Origin of the sequence: Candidatus Effluviviaceae Genus V sp., from assembly GCA_014728125.1 — a bacterium.
Taxonomy (GTDB): Bacteria; Joyebacterota; Joyebacteria; order Joyebacterales; family Joyebacteraceae; genus WJMD01.
Genome location: WJMD01000094.1, coordinates 1 through 23,807 on the forward strand (window position 1 = coordinate 1; position 23,807 = coordinate 23,807).

Consider the following 23,807-nt stretch of genomic DNA (forward strand, 5'->3'; position numbering starts at 1 on the left):
GCCGCTCCTCGCCATGACGATCGCTCTCTTGACGGAGCCGTCGGCGTCGGTGAGAAGGCGCACTGCCTCGTCCGTGTCCACGCCGGCGGTCTCGCGCAGAATCCGGATCGCCCGGTCCCTGAGCTTGTCGCACGTCGCCGTCAGGTCGACCATCAGGTTCTCGTACGTCTTCCCGAGGAGCACCATGGCCCCGGTCGTGATCGTGTTGAGCACGAGCTTCGTCGCCGTACCCGCCTTCATCCGGGTCGAGCCGGTGATGACTTCAGGGCCGACGACGGGAGCCACCGTGATGTCGGCCTCGACGCCGCCGCGCGCAGGCGAACAGCACACGAAGACGGTCGCCGCTCCGGCACGCCGTCCCTCCCGGAGCGCACCGTGGACGTACGGCGTGACGCCGCTCGTCGCGATCCCGACGATGACGTCATCGTCCCGGGGGTCGAGCTCGGACAGGTCCCGTGCGCCGTCGCCTTCGATGTCCTCGGCCCCCTCCTTCGCCCGCACGAGCGCTCCGTAGCCTCCGGCAATGATGCCCCGGACGGCCGCGGGATCGGTGCCGAACGTCGGGGGGCACTCGGCCGCGTCGAGCACGCCGAGCCTCCCGCTCGTCCCCGCGCCGACGTAGATCAGACGGCCTCCGCGACGGAGCCGCTCGGCCACGAGTTCGACCACTCCGGCCAGCTCATGCCGCACCCGTCCGACCGCCTCCGGGACCAGACGGTCCTCGCCGTTGATGAGATCCACGATCTCGAGCGCCGACATGCGGTCGATGTCCCGCGAACGGGGATTCCTCCGCTCGGTCTCGAGGTCGCCCATGCCCGACATGTCACGCCGGGGCGGTTCGAACGCCTTCGCGTCGGGGCTCATGCCGTGCCCGCCTCCTTCAGCTCGAGATAGGCCAGCGTCCAGTATGCGTAGCTGAAGGTACCGTAGAACCCGTTCGCCAGAATCAGGATGATGAACCCGAGGGGGATTCCGACGGCGAGCGCCGCCACCAGGTTCTGTGTTCCCAGAATGAAGAGAGGCGCTCCGACGACCACCAGGATGAAGACGATGCCGACCGTGTAGACGATTCCCGCCAGGAGCCCTATCAGCCAGTAGGCGAGCGAGTCCCAGACGCGAGACCGGAGCAGCGTCCATCCGGCCGCGATAGCGTCGAAGAACGGCGTCCGGTCGATGACGACGGCCCGTTCAGCGTAGGTCACTGTGAGCGCAAGCGCGAAGAGGAACGCGAGATAGGGAAAGAACAGAATGACCGCGATGACGACCGAGATCGCGATGCCGGGCGCACCCGCCACGATCGGCAGGATGACCGGAATCGCACAGATGGCCGACACAAGAAGAAAGGCGAGCAGTGAGAGCACAACGAGTCCGAACATCGCCAGCGCATTGCTCACACCGAGATCCCAGGCCTTCCCGAACGTCGGCCTCTCGCCCCGTGTGATGCGGCCCACGCTTCCGATGAGCGCTCCACGCGATATCATGCTCATGATGAAGAGCGCCAGGACGAGGACGACGAGCGCCAGGATGATGAGCACCAGGAGCTCGACCCGCTGTGCGAAGAAGTCCTCCACCCACGGGGCGGCGTCCTCGCTCCAGTTCGTCCCGCCCCCACCGCCCCCGCCGGAGGCGGCAAAGAAGCCGAAGAACCAGAGGAGCCTGTGCCGCCCGGCGATCCGGAGCGCGCCCGTGACGGCGCCCCAGTAGTCGACGCTCCTGCGGTCTCGAACCGCAGGCTCGGCGGAACCGCTGCCGTTGTCGTCCATGTCACACTCCTCCCCTGAACACCAGATAGAGGCCCACAAGGTAGACGGGCGCCATGGTCGCAAGGAGCGCCCTCGAGAGACTGCTGGGCGTGCCCCTGCGGGCCGTCCGCATCGCGGCCAGAACTGTTCCTGTCAGGATCAGGGCTACCGCGACGTTCACCATGTTCGCGGATGAGAGGTTCGACCAGCCGCTGCGTCCCTCCGAGAACCAGAGAAGCGGGGCCCCCACCGCGAAGATGAGGACGTTCAGGCTATTGCTGCCGAGAAGCGTCCCCAGTGCCATGTCGCCCGATCTCGCGCCCCGTACCGCTCCGATGGCCACCGTCACCTCCGGAAGCGAGGTCGCGATCGCCACGAAGAGCGTGCCTACGAACGAGTGCCCCAGCACGAAGAACCTGCCGCCGACCGAGAAGCGATACGTCGCGATCGCGTCAGCCGAGAACGAGACGACGACCCCGGCCCCGACGACGAGGACCGCGAGCCCGAGGAACAGCAGGATCTCGCCCTTTGTCGCGGGAACCGGCACGGATCCGTCCTCGTCGTCCTCGATGACTCCGCGTCCGCCGAGGAACGACTCGATGATAAAGACGGCGACGATCGGCAGACTGACGACGAGGATCGGAGCGACCCCGCTCCCGTCGGTCCAGCCGATCACGATGCCCAGTCCCGCGAACGCCGTGAATCCGGCCACGAGCGTGCATGTCCGCGTGAACCGGGACGTGTCGACGTGCGCCAGGAAGACGCCACGGGCCGCGACGAACTCGAGGAACACGACCATTGCGAGGTTGAAGTTGTTGCTGCCGAGGACGTTGCCGAGCGCAAGGTCGGGCGCACCCCTGAGGACCGCCGAGACCGTGACGGCGAACTCGGGAAGCGATGTGATGAGCGCGAGCACGAAGAGACCGATGGTCGTCGCGCCGATGCCCAGGCTGACAGCCACCGACTGTGCGAGGACCGGCAGTCGGCTCCCGCTCCAGAGGATGACGGCCGCCCCGGCGATGAAGAGCGCAATGTGTAGTTCCAGCACGATGCCTCGGATCGCTGTGGCCGGGGGTGACCAGTGCAGTATAGGGAGCCCGGCGAGCGGGTGTCAACGTCGTGGACACGAAACGCGAACGGGCCCCGACCGGCGGTGCGGTCGGGACCCGTTGCGTGACAGGGCGAGCGCTTCGCCCGGCATGCCGGGCGGCGCACGCGAACCGGATGCGCCCGTGCGGGGCCTCAGCGGAAGAGCGCCTTGATCTCACCCCAGCCGCACGGTTCAACGGGCGAGGCCACGTTGACATCGCCGGGCGAGGGTTCGATTCCTGAGATCGGCGGGTCGGCCGGGTTGAGCCCGTCGAGGACCTCCCACCAGCCGACGCCGTCCGGAATGCGGCCGATCGAGCGGTCGTCGTCGACCTGCGACCCGTCGTAGGTCACGGCGTCGACGACCGTGCCGTCGGGACGGACGAGAGCGACCGTGTCGCCGCTGTTGTTGAGCGAGAGACCGTACCTCGGGTATCCGTTCTGATCCTCCCAGTCGTAGGCCTCGTTCCCGTACACGACCGCGTAGGCCCCGGCGGCGAGCGAACCGGAGAATTCGTAGCGCCAGCTCGAGTCGGACACGGCGTCCCTGAGCCTCCAGCCCGTGATGTCGATCGGGCCGGCACCGATGTTCAGGATCTCGATCCACTCATCCTCGACCGAATGGTACTCCTCGTTCCCGTCGGACGGCGACCAGTCGACCGCCGGGTCCGGCATGAACTCATTGATCACAACCTGGGCGCAGGCCGGCGCGGCGACAGCACCCGCGAGCACGAGCACAGCAATGCGCAGCATGAACATGGTGAGCTTCTCCTGGGGAGGCGTTTCTGAGAGCCGACGGCGTCGGGGACGGCAAGGTGAGCGGGGGACGCGGCGGGGGATCTGTCCACGGCGGTGTCGGAACCGCACTGTACGCGCTGTCAGAAGCACGAAGCGTACCACCCGGGACCGGTCGTGGGACCGGGCGGCGGCCACAGGAAGAAGCCCCCCACGCCGGATGACGCGGGGGGCTCTGTTGCTTCTCTATCGACCGAGCGGGCTACTTCAGAAGCACCATCTTCCGGCTGACCATCTCGCCGCCGGCGGTCAGGCGATAGAAGTAGACGCCGCTCGCAACCTGCTCACCCGTGTCGCCACGGCCGTTCCAGACCGCGCGGTGGACGCCGCCCTCGAGGGTGCCGTCCACGAGCGTCGCGACCCTGCGGCCCGTGACGTCGTAGATCGCGAGCTCAACGTCCGTCTCGCGCGGGACGCTGAACGCGATCTCTGTGATCGGGTTGAACGGGTTCGGAGCGTTCTGCGAGAGATCGAACCTCGCGGCGGAGAGACCGTCGTCGATCCCGGCCGGATTGGCCGCGATGTCCGCGTTGTCCCTCGGCTGGATCTTGTAATCGCCGTAGCTGTACTGCACAACGCCGATCACGTAGACGTTGTCACCGATCGTCGGGACGTAGTCGTAGCTCCCAAGATCGTCGACGCGGCAGGTGTCGGCGGGAGCGCCGTTCGTGATCGCCCACTCGCCGTAGCCGAGGTCGTCGTCCTCGACGGTGCAGTCCTCAGCGTACACGAGCACGCCCTCATACTGCTCGCCGGAGACAACGTTCTGGAGCAGACCCGTCGCGATCGAGGTGGGATCGGGGATCGTCGCGCGGGATGTCACCAGCTCGGCCGCCTCGGGGAAGTGGAGCGCGAACTCGGTCTCGCCGAAGTACTCGTCCACCTGCCCGGACAGCAGCACCTCATCGCCACGCTCGAAGCTGAGCGAGCCGGTACGGTCGTAGACGAGGATGCCATTCCAGGCACCCGAGGCGTCCTGAACGTACCAGTTGTAGTCGCTGAACTCGCCAGGGGCGACCGTGACGACACCCTGGATGTTCGCGGCCAGCCCCTTGAGCGAGGACGTGTCCTCGCCGGCCGGCACGGTCTGGATGTCGGCGATGTCCAGGAGGCCGACGTAGAGGCTGTAGCTGCCGGCTGACGGCACGCGGCCGTCCATCTGGCCGTCGGAGACCTCGACGTAGTAGTAGACGCGGTCGCCGCCGGAGAAGGGACCGATATCGGCCGTCCAGGTACCCTCGTAGCGCGTCACCTCGGACATCGGAACGCCCGTGAAGGGACCCGACGACGAGAGCGCGTAGTAGAGGGTGGCCGTCGTCACAGCGACGTCGTCCGCGGCGATGCACGTGACGGTGATGGTCTCGCCCGCCTCGGGCGCCACCGGCGTGTACCGCACGGTACCGACGGTGGGAGGACCGACGATGTCGTCGTCGCTCCTGGGCTCCAGCTTGTAGTCGCTGTAGCTGTACATCAGGATGCCCCTGAGCTCGGACAGCTCGTCGAGGACCTCGGGCTCGTAGTAGTAGAAGCCGTAGTCGCCGACCCACGCGTCCTCACCGGACGAGTCACGCACGCGCCACTCGCCGTACGTGTTCGGCTCGTACGTCACGGTCACGTCGTTGAACTGGCACAGCTGGCCCTCGTAGCGCTCGGCCTCGACCGAGAGCGAGTTGGCCTGCGCCGTGGTGATCTCGGTGAACCCGTACGTCGGGTTGTCGCTCGAGTGCACGACGAGCGCTTCCGCGAAGTGCAGGTAGATCTCGGTCTCGTTGTAGTACTCGGTCACCTGACCGCAGATGGTGACGTCGTCTCCCTCGAGAATGTCGCCGTCGTAGCCGGGCGCATAGCACTTGACACCCTTGAACGGACCGGTGCCTTCGTGGAGATAGAAGTTGCTGCTCCCGAAGGCGTCGTCGCCCGCGGTGACGATGCCGCGGATGTTGACGGCCTGGCCGACGAGCGGCGAGGTGTCGCCGCCGGCCCCGACGAACTGCACGTTGTAGACCGACGTGTAGCCCACCGAGTACTGGTACGGGTCGTTCTGACCCTCGGCCGGGTAGTTGATCCCCGCGCCGAAGTCGTCGACCGCACGGACGTAGTACTTGACCTGCGAACCGGCCATCTGCGCCGGGACGCTCCCCGTATAGACCGAGTCGGGCGAGCTGGCGAAGACGCGCGCCCATCCTGTGTCGTCGACGTTGTAGTACACCATGACCGAGTCGATGACGCCGTCGTCACTGATGGTCGCGCTGATCTCGGTCGGCGTGCCGCCGGTCGGCGGGATCGGCGAGTAGCGCACGTCACGGATCCACGGCGGCGTGTTCAGCACGTTGACCGCGCCCGGCGTCGGCGCCTGGAGCGTCCAGTCGTCGATGCTCGCGTCCGAGTCGGTGCCGCTGGCGTCGCGGCCGATCGTGTTGCCGAGGAAGGGAATCTCGGGGAAGGCGTTGTCGTCGGCGCCGTCGTCGCCCGGGCAGGGGTCGGACGTGCAGATGTCCATGTCGGCGTACTCGACGAGGTCGACGAGTGTGAGGAGCGTCGCGGATGTGTAGAGGTAGACGACGTCCGCGTTCGAGTAACCGCCGCACTGGACGCCGTAGCCGTTCCCGCCGACGAGCGTGATCTCGTCCGTGTAGTACGTGGCGGGGTCGTCATCGAGCAGCGTCAGGTTGTCGACGAGAGCGCTGTCATCGTCGTACTGGAACGACGGATCGAACATCTCGAAGTCCGGATAAAAACCGAACTCCTCGAAGAAACCGTCGTCGCCGTCGGCCCCGTCCTTCGCCACGACGACGTAGCCGCCGGCCGGGATCGATGTGCCGGCGGGGAACTGCCAGCGGTCCTCGCCGCCGCAGGTCTCAGCGTACTCCGTACCGGCCAGCACCCACCCGCTGATGTCGATCGCGGAGCCGGTCGGGTTGTGGAGCTCAATGAACTCGGCGCCGTCGTAGTTTCCCGAGGGATTGGGATAGACCTCGTTCAGAACGACGTTGTTGCCTGAGGGATCCGCCATCGCGAGCCCCGCAAAGAGCACGAGACACGCAACGGCCACGAAAGACACGTTCCTCATCACTGTCTACCTCCTTGTGCATGCGCAGGGATCCCCGACGGGACCCGCAGTTCCAGAAGAGCCGCCCCGAAAAGCGGCTTCCCTGATCATCCAGATACCCATCCGCAGTGCGGGGATAGACCTCTCCATCGCCGCATGCGGCTCGCTTTCGGAGTCTCGCAAGTATAGCAGATTGTCCTTGAAATGTCCAGAGGAACGGGCTCCCTGCCACCGGCATGAACCAGCGCTCAGCGCTGACCGCCGCGCCGCGGGCGCCGTGCGTAGGAGCGCCGCGGTGCACCGTACGTCGCCGACGAGACCGCAGAAGGCCCCCGGAGAGGAGCTCCGGGGGCCTCGCTGCCTGTTTCTGACTGCTGGTCGCTCTCTACTCGTAGGGTCCCGTCTCGACCTCATCCGGCGGCTTCAGAGGCTCCATTCCCTCCATGGCCTCGGCCAGCGCGGGGTCCTTCTCGGCGGTGTCGTCCCGCTGCCAGCGGCCGTCAAGCTCGACGTTGATCGGCGTGTGCCTCTCAATGTAGTGAATGACCGCGTCCTTGATGGTCGTCGAGGTGCGCATGGTCTGATCGTCGGGAATCCCCGGAAGCATGTAGAGCCCCGCGTTCCCGGCGGCCAGGAAGTCGCTCGTCGTGACACGGTAGATCTTGTCCGGCTCCCACTGCTCGCCGCCGACCTTGAAGTGCGTGATGCGGTCGTAGTCGGGCCGCGTCTTGTTGTAGACGATCTCGGCGCCCGACATGTAGACGCCGTGATGGTCGGCGCTGACGCGGTACTCGATGATCTGCTTCAGGAGCCTCCCGCTGATCTCGTAGACAATGAGGCTGTTGCCGAACGGGAGCACGCGGAAGACCTGCCGCGGAGTGATCGGCCCCGCCGGGATCTCGTCGCGGATGCCGCCCAGGTTCGTGAATGCGAAGTCGGCGTCGGTCTCCTCGCGCATGGCGTCGCAGACGAGGTTTCCCATCCGTGTCTCGCCCTCGCCGCCGCGCGTCAGGTTGACCTCGGTGTAGCCGACCACCCGGTCCATGCCCTCCTCGGCCTCCTCGACGAAGGCCGTCACCATGGCGTCCATCTCAGGATCCGGCCAGTGCTCATCCTCGAAGAGCGTGATCAGGCCGCCGCGGATCGAGGGCAGATCGTAGCCGGCGATCGACTCGGTCTCGGGATCGATGAGGATGTCGACGTGCCCGACGCCGGAGCCGCGCCCGTACGTCTGGAAGAGCAGCGTGTGGGTCGACGGTTCCTCCCACGGCTTGTCGAAGCCCTTGTGGATGTGGCCGCCGAAGAACACGTCGATGCCTGGGACGGCGTGCGCGATCTCCATCGCGTTCGCGCCCCACTTCCCCTCTTCGAGAGGCTCGCGGACCGTCTCGCCGCGCTCCTCCTCCTCCTGGATCATCTCCTCGTATCCCTCTTCCGGATCATACGGCAGCCCCATATGTCCGGAGATGAAGACGATGTCGGCGCCCTTCTCGCGCGCCTCCTCGACATACCGCTCGGCCGTCGGGATGGCCGGCAGGAACTGCACGCCCTTGACGTGCTCGGGGAACGCCATCTGCGGCGTGTCGGTGGTGGTGAGACCGATGACCGCGACCTTGATCCCGTTGTAATCCTTCATGACGTAGGGTTCGATGAGGTCGATCTCCGTACCGTCCTCCCACCGCAGATTGGCCGAGAGCACGGGCATCTCCGACATCTCGACAAGATGCCAGAGATTCTCGATTCCCTCGTCGAAGTCGTGGTTGCCGATTGTCCAGAGGTCGATCGGAACGTGATTGAAGTACTCGATGACCGACTCGCCGTTCCTGTAGTTCCCGACCGGTGTGCCCTGGAAGATATCGCCCTGGTCGATTATCAGAACGTATCCGCCCTCCTCGCGTGCCTGCTCCCGGACCCTGTCGATGTAGGCCTTCGCCGAGGCGGCACCGCCAAGCGGCGGCGGGAACTCCGGGTTCATGAAGGTCGCGCCGGTGGGGTCGATCCCGCCGTGGATGTCGTTCGTGAAGATGACGGAGAGGCGCACCAGGCCGTCCTCGTCGGCCGCACCCGCCGGAGCGGCTGCGAGCAGGACAGCCGCGGCCACCGCGACCCACAGAGCCTGTCGTGTCATCCGGTTCCTCATCGCTTCAACTCCTCCCGTCCTCGTAGATCCCCTCGAAGGCGCCGGACGATCCCGCCGGAATCACGCGGCGGCCACATCGCCGGTCGCGTCGCCGAACGTCGGCGTTCGGACCCGGGCGCCGCGTCGGTCTCCGGGGCTGCCCCCGGGCGCGTCAACCTCTCAGAAGGTGTGCACGACCGAGACGGTCGCCCTGCTGGTCGTCTCCCTGACCCGGGCCTCGACAGTGACGAACTCCTCGTTAACGAAGTCGTAGCGCACGTCCTCGATGTCATACTCGCGGACGCCGATCTGGCCGCCCATGTCGACCCTGACACCCAGAACATCGAGTCCGAGACCGGCCGAGAAACCCGTTCTGGTCACACCGTCATCAATATAGGCCGGCTGGTAGAGAAAGCCAAAGCGGGCGAACGAGTTATCGTAGAAGCCGTGCTCCACACCCAGACGGTAGGTGATCGTGTTCTCGAAGTCGGGATCCCCGTGAAGGTCGTCCTCGAACTCGGACCACTGCGCGAACTCGACATCAAGGCTGACGGCGGTCAGGATCTCGTTCCTGGGATGGTACTCGAGGCCGACGACGAACGTCCCGGGATACTCGTACTCGAATCCTCCCTCGGACGTGTCGCCGAAGGCGCTCCGGATCTCGTAGTCGCCGTCGAGCGTATAGCCGCTCCTGTAGACGCAGGCGATATCAAGCCGGTGAAAGCGCTCGTAGAGGAAGCCGAGCGAGACCTGCGAGCCCGACATATCATCGAACTGGGACCAGGACTCGGCGTCGTCGATCTCCGAGTCCTCCGGATGGACCCATCGCTCGCGGACATCGAAACCGCCGCGAAGGAAGTCGATCCCCAGTCCCACATGCACGTCTTCGACGATCGTCTGGCCCAGCGTGACGGTCAGTGCATCGACCCCGCCGTCAGACTCGAGGAAGTAGTCCTCGATGATCCTGTCCTCGGGCTCGGCCTGGCTGTCCGGGTCGCGGTACTGCACATGGTAGTCGTAGCTCATGTCGAGCCTCGGCCGATATGTCAGCCCCACGACGGGCATCCATCGGCCCGCGTTCGGCGACCGGTACGCGACGGCGCCGATGTAGCGATCGTACAGCGCCGAGTTCAGCGCGTAGGTATTGTCGACGATGACGCCGTCGAAGCTGTCGTGCACCGGGACGTTCCTCGCCTCCTCTGCGTTGATCAGGAGGGACGAGAACCCGACCTGAAGTCCGTCGGTCTTGGCGATCAGCGCGGGGTTCATCGCCATGCCGCGCACACCGTCGGCCGACGCGAGACCCGCCTCACCCATCGCGAGCGACCTCCCGTCCGCGGGCGTGATCTCGTTGCCGTAGAGCCGCTCGGCGAGCGTGTAGCCCCAGGCGCTGCCGGCGGTCAGGAGGAGCGCGACGAGGGCCGTCACGGCCGTCGCTCGTCTCATGGTCTGCCTCCGTTCGCTTACCAGTCGCATCGTGTCATCCTCTGTCAGATTCCGTCGGTGTCTACCACGAGTAGTCGAGCTGAACGCGGAACATCGAGCCGTCGTCCCGAACGTACCACGCATCCGGCTCAGGGTTGGCCGGCGGGTCGTTCTCGTTGTACTCCCTGGCATCGACGTACGTGAGCGGGATGCCGGTGTTGTTCGTCCAGCGGACCCTGAGAGCCAGGTGGTCCGAAATGCGGTCGGAGATCGAGATCCAGTATCTGAACGCCTCGCCGTCCATCACCTCGAACTGACCGTCCTCGAAGTTCCAGAGGAAGCCGTCGTAGTAGACGGCGGACGCCGTCAGCTTCAGGTAGTCCGAGAAGTTGTGGGTGACCGTGCCGCCCAGCGCGTACGAGGGCGACCCCGCGTTGCCGTAGGGTGGATTCCCGCCGTCGGCCTCGAAGTTGTCGGTCAGCCGCGAACGCGGCGGCCACTTGATCCACGAGCGCGAGAACAGGAATTCGACCTCGTCGTAGGCCGAGAGGCGATACTCGATGCGGAACCGCGTCTCAACCTGGTCGTAGACCATCGGCGAGAGACTGTTGGAAACGAGCCGTCCCTGCCACTTGTGCCTCAGGTTCATGATGATGTTGTAGATCGGCTGGAACCGGAGCTTGAGCACGAGACGGGAGTAGTCGGACCCGTCGGCCTTGCGCTCCCACACGTCGTACTCGAAGGACGGTGTCAGCCTGTGCGAGAAGCGGTAGCGGGAGTTCAGGTAGAGGCCGCGCTCCGCCTGCGGCATGAACGAGTTCGCGTGAAGAAGGCTGTAGATCGGGTCGGCCACGTAGAAGGGATCCTCCAGGACCGTTCCCTTGAAACGGGCGTACTCCGAGAAGCCTCTGCAGTAGGGGTTCTCGAAGCCGAGGTCGTAATCCCGGTAGACGCCCAGCAGGTTGAGATTCGAGTACTGCGCGTAGCCGGTCACGACGAGCGCCTTCGGATCGTCGTCGAACTGCGAGAGCTTCCCGTCGGCATCGAGGCCGGCATACTCGCCCGCGATGACCATGTTCTCGTGGACCCACTGGAACTCGCTCCCGTAGACCCGACGGAACTTCCCGGGGCTCGTGTACGAGCTGAAGTACTCGCTGTCCATTGCGACCAGGTGGTCCTCGTCGCCGTCCGGTACCATCCAGCTGACGTCGTTCGTGCCCTCGGGGTCGTACGCGGCCTTGAAGTACTTGTTGTACCTGGCCTCGTAGCCCGAGAGGCCGACCCACGTGCCCGGACCGAACACGTACTTGACGTTCCCGCCGAGCGTCTGCTCGTGCAGCACGTCTCGCATCGGCCTTAGGCCCCCCGCCTCAAGGTCCGAGTTCTCGATGCGGGGCGTCATCACGATATACTGATTGGCGCTTCCGTCCGGATTGAGAACTGCGTCCTTCCAGTCGTCGGAGTAGAAGAGGATGCTCCTGACGGGACCCACCTCGAACTCCGCAGCGGCGCCGTTGAGCTGGAACTCCTGCGTCGGGGAGATGTCGCCGAGGATCCCCGTGTAGCGCGTGTTCCAGCCGTACCCGGTGTTTCGCGGCCTGAAGTAGTCCGTGTTCTGCATGACGAGGCCCTGGCCGAACGCGACCGAGTAGTTGCCCAGGATGATGCTGTCAAAGTCCACCGGGCCAAGGGACTGGTCCTGGAAGCTCACGTGAGCCTTTGTAGCATCGAAGTCGGTGTCGCTGCCGAAGCCGCTGTAGACCAGCGCCCCCGCCCGCATCGTCTTCCCGTAGCGCAGGCGCAGCTTGTGCTGGAAACTCGGCGGCGCGTTCTCGAGATCGAGACGGTCCCACCAGGAGTCGTACCCGTCGTACGACTCGTTCCGGTCCTCCCTCAGAATCTCGCTCTCGTCGAAGAGGCTCGGCTCGTACGAACGGAACTGGTAGCTGCCGCGGAACCCGGTCGTCTCCTCGGGCTCCTCGTAGCGAACGAAGTTCCTGGCGTTGTAGTAGCCCCAGTACGTGAGTCCGGGAACCCTGCGAAGCGCCGTCCGGTAGTCGATCTGGTTCCGTCTCGTGTAGCGATAGATCGCCGCCGCGTCGGGCGGCGAGACGTTCTGGAGGTTCGCGAGCTGGTAGTAGGACGCCGTGTTGACGTTGAACGGGTCCTTCGCCAGATCGATCCAGTGGTCGACGAGCGCCTCGTTCGCCCCCTCCTCCGCCTCCCAGCCACGGATACGGTAGTAGATCTCGTTGACCCTCTGGAGCTCCTCGTCCTCGATGGGAACCGGCTCGATGAGCACGAGCGGCTTGATGCGCTCGAACTCCTCGGCCGTCAGATCGTCGAGCGCCCTGACCTCGTAGACGCTCTCGAAGTACGCGCGGAACTCCCGGTAGTGCCAGATGGCTCGCGCCGCCTCCTCGGAGATCGGCAACTCCATGATCTCGTCGAGCGTCGCCCGGTTCAGATCGAGCTGCTCGGCGGCCGTCGCGTCAAGCGCGCCGGCGAGCCCGAACCCAATCAGCACGGCCAGGAGTCCCAGGGTGCCAACTCGTCTCATCGTTCCTCCCACGCTTCCATCGCCGCGCCGCCTTTCCTCCGGGGCGCGACCCTGTCAGACCGCCGTGCTAGAAAGAGACTCCCGCCCCGAAGTGATGCGAGCCGGGGAGCTCCGCGTGCGACGTGTAGCTGTAGTCGATCCGGACCATGCGCCAGTGGGTACCGAACCCGACGGAAAGCCGGTCCGGCTGATTCTGAAGTCCGCCGCGCAGCGTCAGATACTCCGCGATCTCGAACTCGAGTCCGAAGCACGCCCGCAGGTCCTGCGTGTCCTGCTTCTGGAACTCGAGGCTCGTCGTGACGCCTCCGTAGGGATTGTAGGCGACGCCGGCGGTGAACCAGCGGGGCAGGTCCTCGGCGTCCGGCTCACCCATCTTCGGGTTGTTGAAGTTCTTGAGGAAGAACCCGAAGCTCGTCCGCGTCCGCAGCGTGCCCATCACGCCGATGTCGAGCCCGACGGTCGTGGCATCACCAAGGTCCTCGCCCGCGAGGTCCTCGGCGCCGAACGAAAGACCGTAGAGGTTCACGGCGTAGCCGAGCGACAGCGACGAGTGCACGTCCTTCATGACGGTGAACCCGTGAGCGACGGCCAGTGTCGTCTCGCGCTCGAGGTCGACCCCGCCGTACTCGACGGCCAGAACGCGTCCGCCGACGCCGATGGTGCCGTACTTCGTCGGAACCCGCGCCGCCACCGAGCCCAGGTCCAGGAAGTCGTACCCGTAGAGATCGACGTAGCTCCCGTAGACCCCCACACCCTCCTGCTCCGCGAGCCCGGCCGGGTTCGTGAACACGGCCGTCTCATCGTCGGAGACCGCGACGAACGCTCCGCCCATGGCGCGCGCCCGGGGCGACAGATTGAGGTTGTCGAAGACGCCCGCCGCCGATGCGACCGCCGGCGTCAGAAGGAGCGCCGCGCAGAGAACCGCTCCTGCTGTTACCTTCCTCACGATGTCCTCCTTGTCCGGTCCGTTCCGCCGGATCCCTGTCATCGAGTGTCTCTCCGGATTACGCGTTCTCATATCACTCAAGCTCCCTGCCCACGACGATCGGTATGGCCGCGTCGCCGTCCGATCCGCCCGTGGTGCTCCGGGACTGAACGTGGCAGATATAGACGCCCACGGGGACCTTCAACCCCTCGTCGTCCCGCCCGTCCCAGCTGACGCGCTGCGGGCCGAGCGAGAGTCCGTCGTAGAGCGTCGCGACGCTGCGCCCCTGCAGGTCGAAGACCTGGATCGACACGTAGCTTGAGCGCGGAGCGTTGTAGGCGATCTGGATTGACTGATCAGCGTCGATGTTCAGGATCAGCCGGTCCTCGTTCTCCGTATCGACGACCAGCGACGCCTCGGCCGAAGACGAGTAGTGGGCGTCGCGGATGATCATGTCGCTCTGATACCTCGGCGCCAGCTCGTAGCCCGAGAAGTAGGGACGCGAGAGGTCGTACTGCAGGATGACCCCCTGGACCTCGACGCTGTCGCCGAGCGCGAACTCGGAGAAGTCGAGGTCGGAGAAGTTCTGGTAGACTTGGATGGAGCCGGAGCCGTCGTCGATGAAGTAGGCGAAGCCCTCGACGCTGATGACGACGCCCGAGGTCTTCACGAAGGCGCCCTCGTAGCGCTCGTCGTTGACGTCGCCCGACGGCAGATCGACGGGCTCGATGATGTCGAAGCCGCGGGCGAGCACCGTGATGACGGCGTCGTCGATCTCGGTCGTCGCGCCGGCGCCGCTCGAAGCGCTCACGTAGTCGGTCACGCTTCCCGAGGCCTTCACGAGATCACCGAAGATCGGCGGCTGCGCCACGAGACCGTTCGAATAGAGATTGATGCCCCAATCGTCCAGGCCCTGGATATACATGTTCGTGCGGTCGGGCTGGAAGACGCCCGGGGGGACGGTCGTGAACCCGACAACGGCGACCTCCTCGGTCACCATCTGTGAGAAGCCGTCGTCGTTCCACGCCTGCGTCTCGGCGATCGGCGTCGTGTCGTCGAAGTAGCCGCTGAAGGTCACCGAGGTGTCCGGGAGGGCGTTCCCGGCGACGTCATCGATGCCGGTCACGAACATCGTGTACTGCTCGTCCGGGACCTGCCGGCTCGTCGAGATGAGAACGGTTCGCCCGTCCCTCGAAAGCCAGGCGCTGTTGAGGTCGAGCGTCCGGTCGACATCGTAGCTTCCGAGGTCCTCGGCGTCGCCCTCGTCGACGGGCTCATTGAACACGACCAGCAAGAACTCGCTGCCAGCCCCCTGCACGCTCTCGACCTCCGGTGCGAGGTCGTCGGTCACGACGTTGACCTCGCCGGGTGTCGGCGTGGAGGAGAGCACGAGATCGGCGCTCGAGACGTCGGTGTCGGTCGAAAGTTCGTCCCTGCCGAGCGAGTAATGTGTGGGTGGCGGCCCCGGAACCCACGCGTCCGCTGTCCCGCCGAGGCCGGCGCCGGTGCACGCATCCGTGTCCAGGAAGACCGGGTCGCGGTACTCGACGGCGTCGACCAGGTAAGCCTTCGTGCGGTCGGAGTAGAGGTAGACCGCTTCGTAGGCCGGCGTGTTCGCGACGAGCGTCCCGTTCTCGTCGTATCCACCGACGAGCCGGATCTCTCTGCTTCCCTCCTCCGTCGAGCTCGCAACGAGGGTCAGGTTGTCGACCCCGGGCCAGTCGACGTCGCCGTACTCGGCGTCGTAGAGTTCGTAGTCGGGATTGAAGCCGAAGACGGGATTGAATCCCTGCGACGACGTCCGCTTCGTGTCTTTCGCGATGACGAGATACTCGCCGGCACCGATCTCGGCACCCGCGGGGAACTCCCAGAGGTTCGCGCCGCACTCGCCGGAGTCGTCCACGTCCGTCAGGACCCAGCCCGTCAGGTCGACCGGCGAGCCGCCCGGGTTGTAGAGCTCGACGAACTCGGCCCGGTCCCGCGAGTCGGTCGATTTCGATACGGCGTAGATCTCGTTGATGAGAACGACCCCCTCGTCGGCCGATGCTCCGACGTCCACCACGGGCGACGTCGCCAGCTCCGCCAGCGAGTCCGAGCCCGTCGAGACGACGAACATCGACTGAACGGCCGAGGCCGGGGTACCGAGTCCTGAGATGGTCACTGTTCCCGCAACCTCGCTCTCGAGCGACGCACCCGTCACGCTGACGCGCGATGCGGACGTACTGTCGGCGAGGACGCTCGCCCCCGAGAAGCCGTCGCCGGAGAGCGAGACATCGGCGACGTCGCCGCTCCAGGTCCAGCCGTCGGGGATCGCGATGTCGACGCGCGAGAGCACCGACCCCTCTCCCTCGACGTCGACATCGATCGTCACGGTCTCACTCGTGTAGACCCTGTCCGGGTTCACTGACGCGGTGCCGCTGCCGGGCCCCAGCGAGAGGATCCACGAACGCATGGCCGGCAGCACGCCGTGTCCGGGCTGCCAGTTGGAGCGCGGGTCCGGTGTCACGATGCCGTACACGTCGAACGACTCGAGTGGAGCACGCGAGCCACAGACGTCGGTGTCGTTGTCGAGCCACAGCCAGCACAGCGTGTCGTCGTCGGCGACCTGTGTCGCTCCGTCGCCGTTCTGGGGACAGGAGGGCGGCCAGCTGTAAAGGAGCGAAACATCGCGCACGACGACGTAGCTCCCCTCCCAGTCCTCTCCGTTGACATAGATGTCCTCGCAGTCGAGCTCGATCGGTTCGGGCAGCGGGTTCCCCGAGTTGAGCACCTCGATGCTCGACCCCGGCACCAGCATCGTACTGACGAAGACGGCCGTCCGCTTCGACGCCGTCTGAACGACGACCTGCCCGGTCACCAGGACGCTGTCGCCCGCGGCCACACTCGGTGACGTCATGCCGTCCTGGATGACGTTCACACCGCCCGTCGTGTCCTGAATGTAGATGTCGTTCGTGCTGTCGAGAAGTCCTGTGCCGACCGTGACGACGCCGCGGACCGTGACAACCTCATCCCACAGAATCGGGAAGCCGTCCACGTCGTCGGCATTGACGTCGGAGATGGGTATCACGTCCGCGTGCAGCGTCGCCGCGAGGAGGACGACCAGGACTCCGGCGAGAAATGCTCCTCTACTCATGGGTCTTCCTTTCGACGGTTCTCCTGGTGCTATCCGTCCAGCTTGACACCGACGACAACGGGCATCGTCGCAACGCTGGTGTCGCCGTCCCTGTCGGTGGCTTCGAGTCTCACGATGTAGGTCCCGGCGGGAACGAGCCGCTTGAGTTCGTCGCGGCCGTCCCACCCCTGGATGCCGGTCACGTAGAAGTCGTCCTTGTAGTACCCGGGGAGGTCCGAGTGACCGGTGTACTCCCCGTCCGTCAGCGTCCGCACACGACGGCCCTGGAGATCATAGACCTCGATGGTGACCGTGCTCTCCTCGGGCGCTGCGTATTCGATCGGCATGACGTAGCCGAGCTCGGGGACGAACGGCTTTGCCGGCGCCCTCAGCGTTGCGTTCGGCCAGTACTCGGGGTCTCCCGGCTCGGGCGCGTCGGCGTACCTGAGGTCGCGCTGGAACCGCGGCACGAGCTCCCAGCCGTCGAAGTACGGCTGGTCCCGGTCGTACTGCAGCGTGATCCCCGTCACGTCCAGCGTATCCCCGATGTCGAAGCCCGAGAAGTCGGTCGAGTCGTTGTTCGACTGGTAGACCTGGATCTCGGCACCCGACCAAGGCTGCCAGATGTACATCTGCCAGTCGTAGTTGGTCTCCCTGACGACGCCGATGGTCCGGATGAGACGGCCCTCGTACTCCTCCTGCCCGGCCTCCTGCAGGTTGAAATAGCTCGGCTCCGGCTCGGGGTTTCCCGACGAAATGAGCGTGATGTCACTCGGGTTGTCGCAGAAGATCTGTGTCGTGGCGCCGGCTCCCGTCGACGTGCTCACGTACTCGTTGACCTCGCCGCTGATCTGGATGGTGTCCCCGAGCGCCAGGTCGAACGGTAGAGGGTCGAAACAGAAGACAGCCACTCCGCAGCCGTCGTTCTCGATGTACATCGACGTGTACATGGGCTGGATGTAGCCCGGAGGAAGCGTGACGGCGCCCCTCACCGTCACGTTCTGACCCTGCAGCGGCGAGAACCCGTTCTCGTCGTACTCCTGAACGTCGCAGATCGTGACGGCCCGGGCCGGGGCCGCGAGGGCCGCTCCCGTCAGCAGGACGGCCATCGCCGCCAGTGCGACCGTTGCGCTTCTCGTCATATCACTCTCCCAGGTGTTTCCCCGCAGACGGCTCGTCTGCGACGTGTACCGTACGGGCCTTCTAGAGCTCGGCGTTCACCGCGGCCGCGGCTTTGGCGAGCGCCTCCGCCGGCTCGGCCTGTTTTCTGAGCGCGCTCTCGACGGCCATCTCCTCCAGGTACTTCCTCCCCGCGTACCACGCGGCCGTCCGCGGCTCGTAGCTCGCGAACTCGAGCTGCCGCAGCACGGCGTCGAGTCCGTCGACCTCGGCGAACCTCGCGACCATCGCGTCGTCCTCGACGGCGCTCATCCTGACCGGCACGTAACCGGTCCGGGCCGCCCACCGCGCGGTGACCTCCGGACTCGTGAACCACTTGATGAACTCCCAGGCAGCCTGCTTCTCCGCCTCGGACGCGTCGGCGAAGACAACGACGTTCGTACCGGCGATGAAGCAGCCCTTCTCCTCCTTCTCTGGAAGCGGCGCGACCGCCATGTCGAACGTGTACTTCCCCTCCATGAAGGAGAGCGAGACGGTCGACCCCTCGATCATCGCGACCTTCCCGGCCTGGAAGTCGTTCTGGTATTCGTAGCCGGACGTTACCTTCCCCCACTTCGTCAGCAGCTCGACCATGAACGAGAGCGCCTCGACGCCCTCGGGGCCGTCGAAGGCGGCCTCCGTGCCGTCCTCGTTGAGGATGCGCCCGCCGTTCTGGATCAGCAGGTTCTCGAACATCCACGCGCTGATCTGACCCGCCGTGCCCCACTGGTCGATCTCCCCGTCGCCGTCGGTGTCCTTCGTCAGGCGCTTCGCGAAGCCCAGGTAGTCGTCCCAGTTTCTCGGGGCGCACTCGAGCCCCTCCTCGGCGAAGAGGTCGCGGTTCCAGTAGATGGCGCGCACGCTCTTGTTGAACGGAAATGAGTAGACGACGCCGTCCCACGTGTTGTTTTCGAGCATGCCCGGAACGAAGTCGGCCCGCTCGGCCTCCGTCAGCCCGTTCGGGCCTTCGATGTAGCCGTTCAGCGGCTCAGCGCTTCCGTTCTCGATGAGCTCGCCGGTCCAGGCCTCGTACGCCTGCGCAAGCACGGGCGGCTGATTGGCGGCGACCGATGCCATGATCTTCTGCGACAGCGCCTGGTAGCGGCCCATGCTGACCGACTCGATCTCGATATCGTCGCGCGACGCATTGAACTCGGCGATGAGTTCGTCGAGCACGTCTCCCAGAGGGCCTCCCATCGCGTGCCAGAACTCGACGGTGACGACGCCCGACTCGGTCTCCCCCTCACCGCCGCACCCGGTGAACGCGAGGAGCGCGGCGAGCGCGGCGACGATCATGATCCGCTTCATTCTTCCTCCCTCGATGAAAGCCCGGACGTCAACTCTTGAGTCCCGACGTCGCGAGGCTCTGGATGATCTGCTTCTGCGCGAAGAAGTAGGCGATGATGAGCGGAGCGACGCTGAAGGTCGCCGCTGCCATCATGAGCTCGTGGTTCGTGCCCTGCTCCTGCGAGAACCGCGCGAGTCCTACCTGAAGCGGCCGCACCTCGGGCGAGTTCGTCATGACGAGTGGCCAGAGGAACGAGTTCCAGGTCCCCACGATCGTGAAGATGACCACCGCCACGAGCACGGCCTTCGACAGCGGAAGCACGATCCTCCACAGGAAACCCAGCCGGCTGCAGCCGTCGATGATCGCCGCGTCGTAGAGGTCGTTCGGGATCGTCCGGAAGTGCTGCCTCAGAAGAAAGATGGAGAAGATGTGGGCGATCCATGGAATGATGAGCGCCTGGTACGTGTCGACCATCCCGAGCTTCACGAGGATGATGTACGACGGCACGATGTAGACGGGCTGCGGCACCATCATCATCGACAGGAACAGGACGAACAGGTTCTCCCTTCCCCAGAACTTCATGCGCGCGAACGCGTACGCCGCCAGCGAGGAGGTCACGAGCACGCCGGCCACGACGAAGAGCGTCACGAAGATCGTGTTGAAGTAGTAGCGCCCGAACGGCGCCTGGCGCCATGCCTCCAGGTAGTTCCCGAAGCGGAGTCGGACGCGGTCGACGACTTGTTCGGCGTCGACCGTTCTCTCCCCCGCTCCGTCGACCGATGTCACGACGACGGTGCCCCCGGCTTCGTTCTCGGAGACGACGTAGACCTCCTCCCACGAGCCGTCGGCCTCCTGCACGAAGTGACCGGTCGGGATCCACGTGGGAGGGAACGAGAGGATCTCGATCGGCGACTTGAGGGACGTCGAGATCATCCACAGGAACGGCACGATCATCAGGATCACGCCGAACCACAGTGCGGCGTAGATACCCGCCCGTCCCGCAGCGCGACTCGCGCGGTACGACGAATCGTCGTGCGATGCCAGTGTCGCCTCGGCACTCATTCGAGTCTCGTGCTCCCGTCCGAATCGGCCGCTCGAGTGACCTTTGCCGGCGCTAGTAGTACACGCGCCGCTCGACGACGCGCCGCTGTATCAGGGTCAGCGTCAGGATGATGGCGAAGAGGATCAGCGCGACGGCGCTCGCGTACCCCATGTTGCCGCCGGCGTCGAACCCCTTCTCGAAGAGATAGTAGACGATGACCTTCGTGGTGCCCATCGGGCCGCCGACCGGCGGGCCCGTCATCAGGTAGATCTGCGTGAACACCTGGAACGAGACGATCGTCGTCGACAGCAGCACGTAGAACGTCGTCGGTGAGAGGAGCGGCCACGTGATGCGCCAGAAGACCTGACGGCCGTTCGCCCCGTCGATCCGCGCCGCCTCGTAGTACTGCTCCGGGATGTTCTGAAGCCCGGCGAGGAAAATGACGATGTTGTATCCTATGCCCCTCCACACCGCCACGACGATGACCGCGATGAGCGCGAGGCTCGGGCCCGCCAGCCAGTCGGGCCACCATCCCCATCCCGCCGTCTCCGCCAGCATCTGGAAGACGCCGCGCGGCTCCTCGAGCCAGAGAAGCGGCGAGCCTCCGAGCGACTGGATGGCGTAGTTCAGAAGCCCCAGCCGCGGGTGGAAGATCCACTTCCACACCATTGAGACGGCGACGAGCGACGTCACGACGGGAAGGAAGTAGACCGTACGGTAGAATCCCAGCCCCCGGATCTTCTTGTTCAGGAGCACCGCTGCGAAGAGCGAGAGGAAGAGCGAGATCGGCACGACGCCGAGAACGTAGTAGCCGGTCGTGCCGAGTGAGCTCCAGAACGTCGGGTCCTGAAGAAGGCGCGCGTACTGGGCGAGCCCCACGAAGCCCCGGATGCGTCCCATCTTGACGTCGAAGAAGCTCAGGAGAAACGCCGAGGCGATCGGCACCATGCGGAAGATGACGATGACGATCCCGGCCGGGACGATGTAGAGCATCGCCGTCACCGGGTCCATCGCCTTCTTGCGCTTGAGTTTCTCGAGCCAGCTCACGCCGCCCGTCTCTCCCTCCCCGGGGAACCGGCCCGGGGACGCCCGAAGCCGCCCGGGCGCCACGGTTCAGCGTCTAGTGCGGATCGGGGTCCAGAGTGACCTCGATCGACTCGCCGTCGGTCTCGAGGACCAGATTGCCGTAGACCGGCTCCGCGTTGCGCGAGGTGTTGGGGAAGATGCGGTCCGTAATGAAGTAGTCCGCGTCGACCGCGCGGAGACCCTGGAGCACCTCTTCCTTCGCCAGCGCGGCCTCGACCATCGCGTTCGAGATGAACGCGACTCTCGGCCGGACGTTGTCGAGCCAGAGTTCGGAGGAGGAATCGTCGCTTCCGTGATGGCCCACCTGAAGGAAATCGGCGTTGAGCACGTCGCGACCGAAAGCGGTCACGATGTCGTACTCGGTGAAGTGCTCCGCGTCCCCCGTCGTGATGATCTCGACGTCGCCGTAGCGGATCATCAGAACGACGGAGTCGTTGTTGGTGTTCATCCCCTCCTCACCGGAGTCGTCGACCGCCATCATGGCCCCGCCCAGACCGGCGGCGAGGACCGTGACCTCGAAGCCGGGCGAATCGTCCCAGTCGAGCGCGTCGACGGTCTCGGACGAGTCACCCTGTCTGATGTAGGTGATCGGGATGTCATAGCGAGCGGCCTTCGCGCGGAGCCGCTCGGGGATGTCGCGGTAGAGGTCGGTCGTGTCCGGGCAGCAGAAGTGGTTGAAGACGAACCGGTTCAGGACGCCGTCGTTCTCGTCCCCCGGCTCGTAGGTCCCGAAGCCGCCGTAGTGGTCTATGTGATAGTGGGTCACAACCGCCGCGTCGAAGACGTCGAGTCCGTTCTCGTCGAGAAACGCCAGAACGTCGTCCAGCTTCTCGTAGTAGCCGGCGTCGATGAGAACGTTCGATCCGTCGGGGGTGGTCAGCGCCATCGAGAGTCCCCAGCCGACGTCGATCATGCCCAGTCGCAACGACTCGCCGTAGAACGCGTCGCCTGTCAGCGTGTCAGGCAGACCGGCCGTGTTCTCGTAGGAGGTGTTGCCGGCGCGGTCGACGCTTCTCACCCGTACGACGTACTCCTCCCCCTCCTCCATCCCCAGCACCCGGACGCGGTGGAACGTCGAGTGGTACTTCGTCGACGCGTAGACGTAGTGCACGTAGTCGCCGCCGACCGGCGCGTACTCGAGGACCGACAGCGCCTCCTCGTTCGTGGACCACGTGGCCTCCCCGCCCGAGTAGACGAAGTTCGTCACCTGAGGGCCCTCAGTATCGGAGGCCGGATCGAACGGGTTCGTCTCGCGCTCGCTGCACCCGACGACACTCAGCGCCACGAGGGTCAAGACGGCCAGGGGTCGAATGATCATCCGTCCCATAATCAGCCTGCTCCTGTTCGTATGTGTGTCAGCATTCCGCGCCGGCGCGGCGACCGACGCGTTCAGCGATGGTAGGGCCAAACAGGTGGGAAGTCAAGGAATGGGGAACGGAGGTTGCGCAGGACACGGGTGAACGGCCTCGATGCCGCAGACGCGGCGAACTCGACGGGAACTAGTACGGTTTCCCGACGGCCGCGGGCGGTCTCGCCCGCCCGATGACGCTCACGAGAGCGAGCATCGTGAGCACATACGGGATCATCTGCACGAACTGGCTGGGGACGCCCCGCCCCTGGAGGCCCATCTGCACGGCCTCCGCGTATCCGAACAGGAGGCACGCAGCGAGCGCCCCTCCCGGCGTCCACTTCCCGAAGATCATCGCGGCGAGCGCGATGAACCCGCGTCCGGCCGACATGTTCTTCACGAACTGGTGTGTGTTGAGCGCGAGGAACGCGCCGCCCAGACCTGCCAGGACACCGGACAGAAGCACCCCGGCGTAACGCATCCGCCGGACACGAATCCCGAGGGTATCGGCGGCCTCCGGATGCTCTCCCGTCGCCCGGAGCCTCAGGCCGAACGGGGTGCGGAAGAGCACGACGTGCGCAGCGAGCACTCCGAGCAGCGCGAGGTAGACGAGCGGCGGGTAGTGACCGATGACCGGGTTGACCGCGCGCGCGACCGCTCCCCACGACTCGGGCAGCGCCCAGTGACTCATCGCGGCGACGGCCGGCGAGTTGGCGGAGCTCCCCCACACCAGCCACGTCCCGAACTGCGTCGCGCCCATCGCGAAGAGGTTGATGGCGACGCCGCTGACGATCTGGTCGGCGCGGAACGTGACCGAGACGACGGCATGCACAAGCGAGACCAGGACCCCTGCGGTCATGCCGGCTACGACGCCCGCCCACGGATCGCCCGTGAGGTCGGTCGCCAGGATGCTGGCGAACGCTCCGGAGAGCAGGATGCCCTCCAGTCCGATGTTCACGACGCCCGACCGCTCGGAGAACATGCCTCCCAGCGCCGCCAGAATGAGCGGCGTCGCCATGCGGAGCGCCGAATCGAGAACGGCAAGGTCGAACATCGTCGTCTCTCACTC

At 65.6% G+C, this 23,807-nt stretch carries 15 protein-coding genes; all 15 read right to left on the bottom strand.

Features of this window, described 5'->3' with window-relative positions; translation table 11 throughout:
- On the bottom strand, nt 1–1,137 hold a 1,137-nt coding region (gene murQ / locus GF405_05370), incomplete at its 3' end, for an N-acetylmuramic acid 6-phosphate etherase (GenBank protein ID MBD3367585.1).
- Nucleotides 1,138–1,764: 627 nt separating this feature from the next.
- On the bottom strand, nt 1,765–2,790 hold the full coding sequence (locus GF405_05375) for a hypothetical protein (protein MBD3367586.1): 1,026 nt from the start codon (nt 2,788–2,790) through the stop codon (nt 1,765–1,767).
- A 194-nt stretch (nt 2,791–2,984) separates the two neighbouring features.
- Entirely contained in the window at nt 2,985–3,590 is a 606-nt protein-coding gene (locus tag GF405_05380; protein MBD3367587.1) for a hypothetical protein, read from the bottom strand.
- A gap of 238 nt (nt 3,591–3,828) precedes the next feature.
- Entirely contained in the window at nt 3,829–6,696 is a 2,868-nt protein-coding gene (locus GF405_05385) for a T9SS type A sorting domain-containing protein (GenBank protein ID MBD3367588.1), read from the bottom strand.
- Between the two features lie 364 nt (nt 6,697–7,060).
- Nucleotides 7,061–8,815 carry a multifunctional 2',3'-cyclic-nucleotide 2'-phosphodiesterase/5'-nucleotidase/3'-nucleotidase gene (locus GF405_05390; GenBank protein ID MBD3367589.1) on the bottom strand — a complete coding sequence of 585 codons (1,755 nt, stop codon included), beginning with the start codon at nt 8,813–8,815 and terminating at the stop codon, nt 7,061–7,063.
- Between the two features lie 159 nt (nt 8,816–8,974).
- Entirely contained in the window at nt 8,975–10,240 is a 1,266-nt protein-coding gene (locus tag GF405_05395; GenBank protein MBD3367590.1) for a hypothetical protein, read from the bottom strand.
- 61 nt (nt 10,241–10,301) lie between these two features.
- Nucleotides 10,302–12,779 (bottom strand): hypothetical protein, encoded by a 2,478-nt coding sequence (locus GF405_05400; protein ID MBD3367591.1) that lies wholly within the window; start codon nt 12,777–12,779, stop codon nt 10,302–10,304.
- A 67-nt stretch (nt 12,780–12,846) separates the two neighbouring features.
- A complete protein-coding gene (locus GF405_05405; protein ID MBD3367592.1) occupies nt 12,847–13,725 on the bottom strand; it encodes a hypothetical protein in 879 nt (292 codons plus the stop codon).
- Nucleotides 13,726–13,798: 73 nt separating this feature from the next.
- On the bottom strand, nt 13,799–16,837 hold the full coding sequence (locus tag GF405_05410; GenBank protein ID MBD3367593.1) for a hypothetical protein: 3,039 nt from the start codon (nt 16,835–16,837) through the stop codon (nt 13,799–13,801).
- Between the two features lie 29 nt (nt 16,838–16,866).
- Nucleotides 16,867–17,958: a hypothetical protein gene (locus GF405_05415; GenBank protein MBD3367594.1), complete on the bottom strand. Its 1,092-nt coding sequence runs from the start codon at nt 17,956–17,958 to the stop codon at nt 16,867–16,869.
- Between the two features lie 61 nt (nt 17,959–18,019).
- The gene (locus tag GF405_05420; protein MBD3367595.1) at nt 18,020–19,282 is read right to left on the bottom strand and encodes an extracellular solute-binding protein; all 1,263 of its coding nucleotides are present in this window, start codon (nt 19,280–19,282) and stop codon (nt 18,020–18,022) included.
- Nucleotides 19,283–19,310: 28 nt separating this feature from the next.
- Nucleotides 19,311–20,324 (bottom strand): ABC transporter permease subunit, encoded by a 1,014-nt coding sequence (locus GF405_05425; GenBank protein MBD3367596.1) that lies wholly within the window; start codon nt 20,322–20,324, stop codon nt 19,311–19,313.
- A 52-nt stretch (nt 20,325–20,376) separates the two neighbouring features.
- A complete protein-coding gene (locus tag GF405_05430; GenBank protein ID MBD3367597.1) occupies nt 20,377–21,315 on the bottom strand; it encodes an ABC transporter permease subunit in 939 nt (312 codons plus the stop codon).
- Nucleotides 21,316–21,424: 109 nt separating this feature from the next.
- Nucleotides 21,425–22,717 carry an MBL fold metallo-hydrolase gene (locus GF405_05435; GenBank protein ID MBD3367598.1) on the bottom strand — a complete coding sequence of 431 codons (1,293 nt, stop codon included), beginning with the start codon at nt 22,715–22,717 and terminating at the stop codon, nt 21,425–21,427.
- 172 nt (nt 22,718–22,889) lie between these two features.
- Entirely contained in the window at nt 22,890–23,792 is a 903-nt protein-coding gene (locus tag GF405_05440) for an ABC transporter permease (protein MBD3367599.1), read from the bottom strand.
- Between the last annotated feature and the right edge of the window lie 15 nt (nt 23,793–23,807).

Coding starts and splice junctions, on each gene's coding strand:
- GF405_05420 (MBD3367595.1), bottom strand. CDS start 19,282: ATGAAGCGGATCATGATCGTCGCCGCGCTCGCCGCGCTCCTCGCGTTC.
- GF405_05435 (MBD3367598.1), bottom strand. CDS start 22,717: ATGGGACGGATGATCATTCGACCCCTGGCCGTCTTGACCCTCGTGGCG.
- GF405_05395 (MBD3367590.1), bottom strand. CDS start 10,240: ATGAGACGAGCGACGGCCGTGACGGCCCTCGTCGCGCTCCTCCTGACC.
- GF405_05385 (MBD3367588.1), bottom strand. CDS start 6,696: ATGAGGAACGTGTCTTTCGTGGCCGTTGCGTGTCTCGTGCTCTTTGCG.
- GF405_05440 (MBD3367599.1), bottom strand. CDS start 23,792: ATGTTCGACCTTGCCGTTCTCGATTCGGCGCTCCGCATGGCGACGCCG.
- GF405_05400 (MBD3367591.1), bottom strand. CDS start 12,779: ATGAGACGAGTTGGCACCCTGGGACTCCTGGCCGTGCTGATTGGGTTC.
- GF405_05390 (MBD3367589.1), bottom strand. CDS start 8,815: ATGAGGAACCGGATGACACGACAGGCTCTGTGGGTCGCGGTGGCCGCG.
- GF405_05415 (MBD3367594.1), bottom strand. CDS start 17,958: ATGACGAGAAGCGCAACGGTCGCACTGGCGGCGATGGCCGTCCTGCTG.
- GF405_05410 (MBD3367593.1), bottom strand. CDS start 16,837: ATGAGTAGAGGAGCATTTCTCGCCGGAGTCCTGGTCGTCCTCCTCGCG.
- GF405_05425 (MBD3367596.1), bottom strand. CDS start 20,324: ATGAGTGCCGAGGCGACACTGGCATCGCACGACGATTCGTCGTACCGC.
- GF405_05430 (MBD3367597.1), bottom strand. CDS start 21,315: ATGGACCCGGTGACGGCGATGCTCTACATCGTCCCGGCCGGGATCGTC.
- GF405_05380 (MBD3367587.1), bottom strand. CDS start 3,590: ATGTTCATGCTGCGCATTGCTGTGCTCGTGCTCGCGGGTGCTGTCGCC.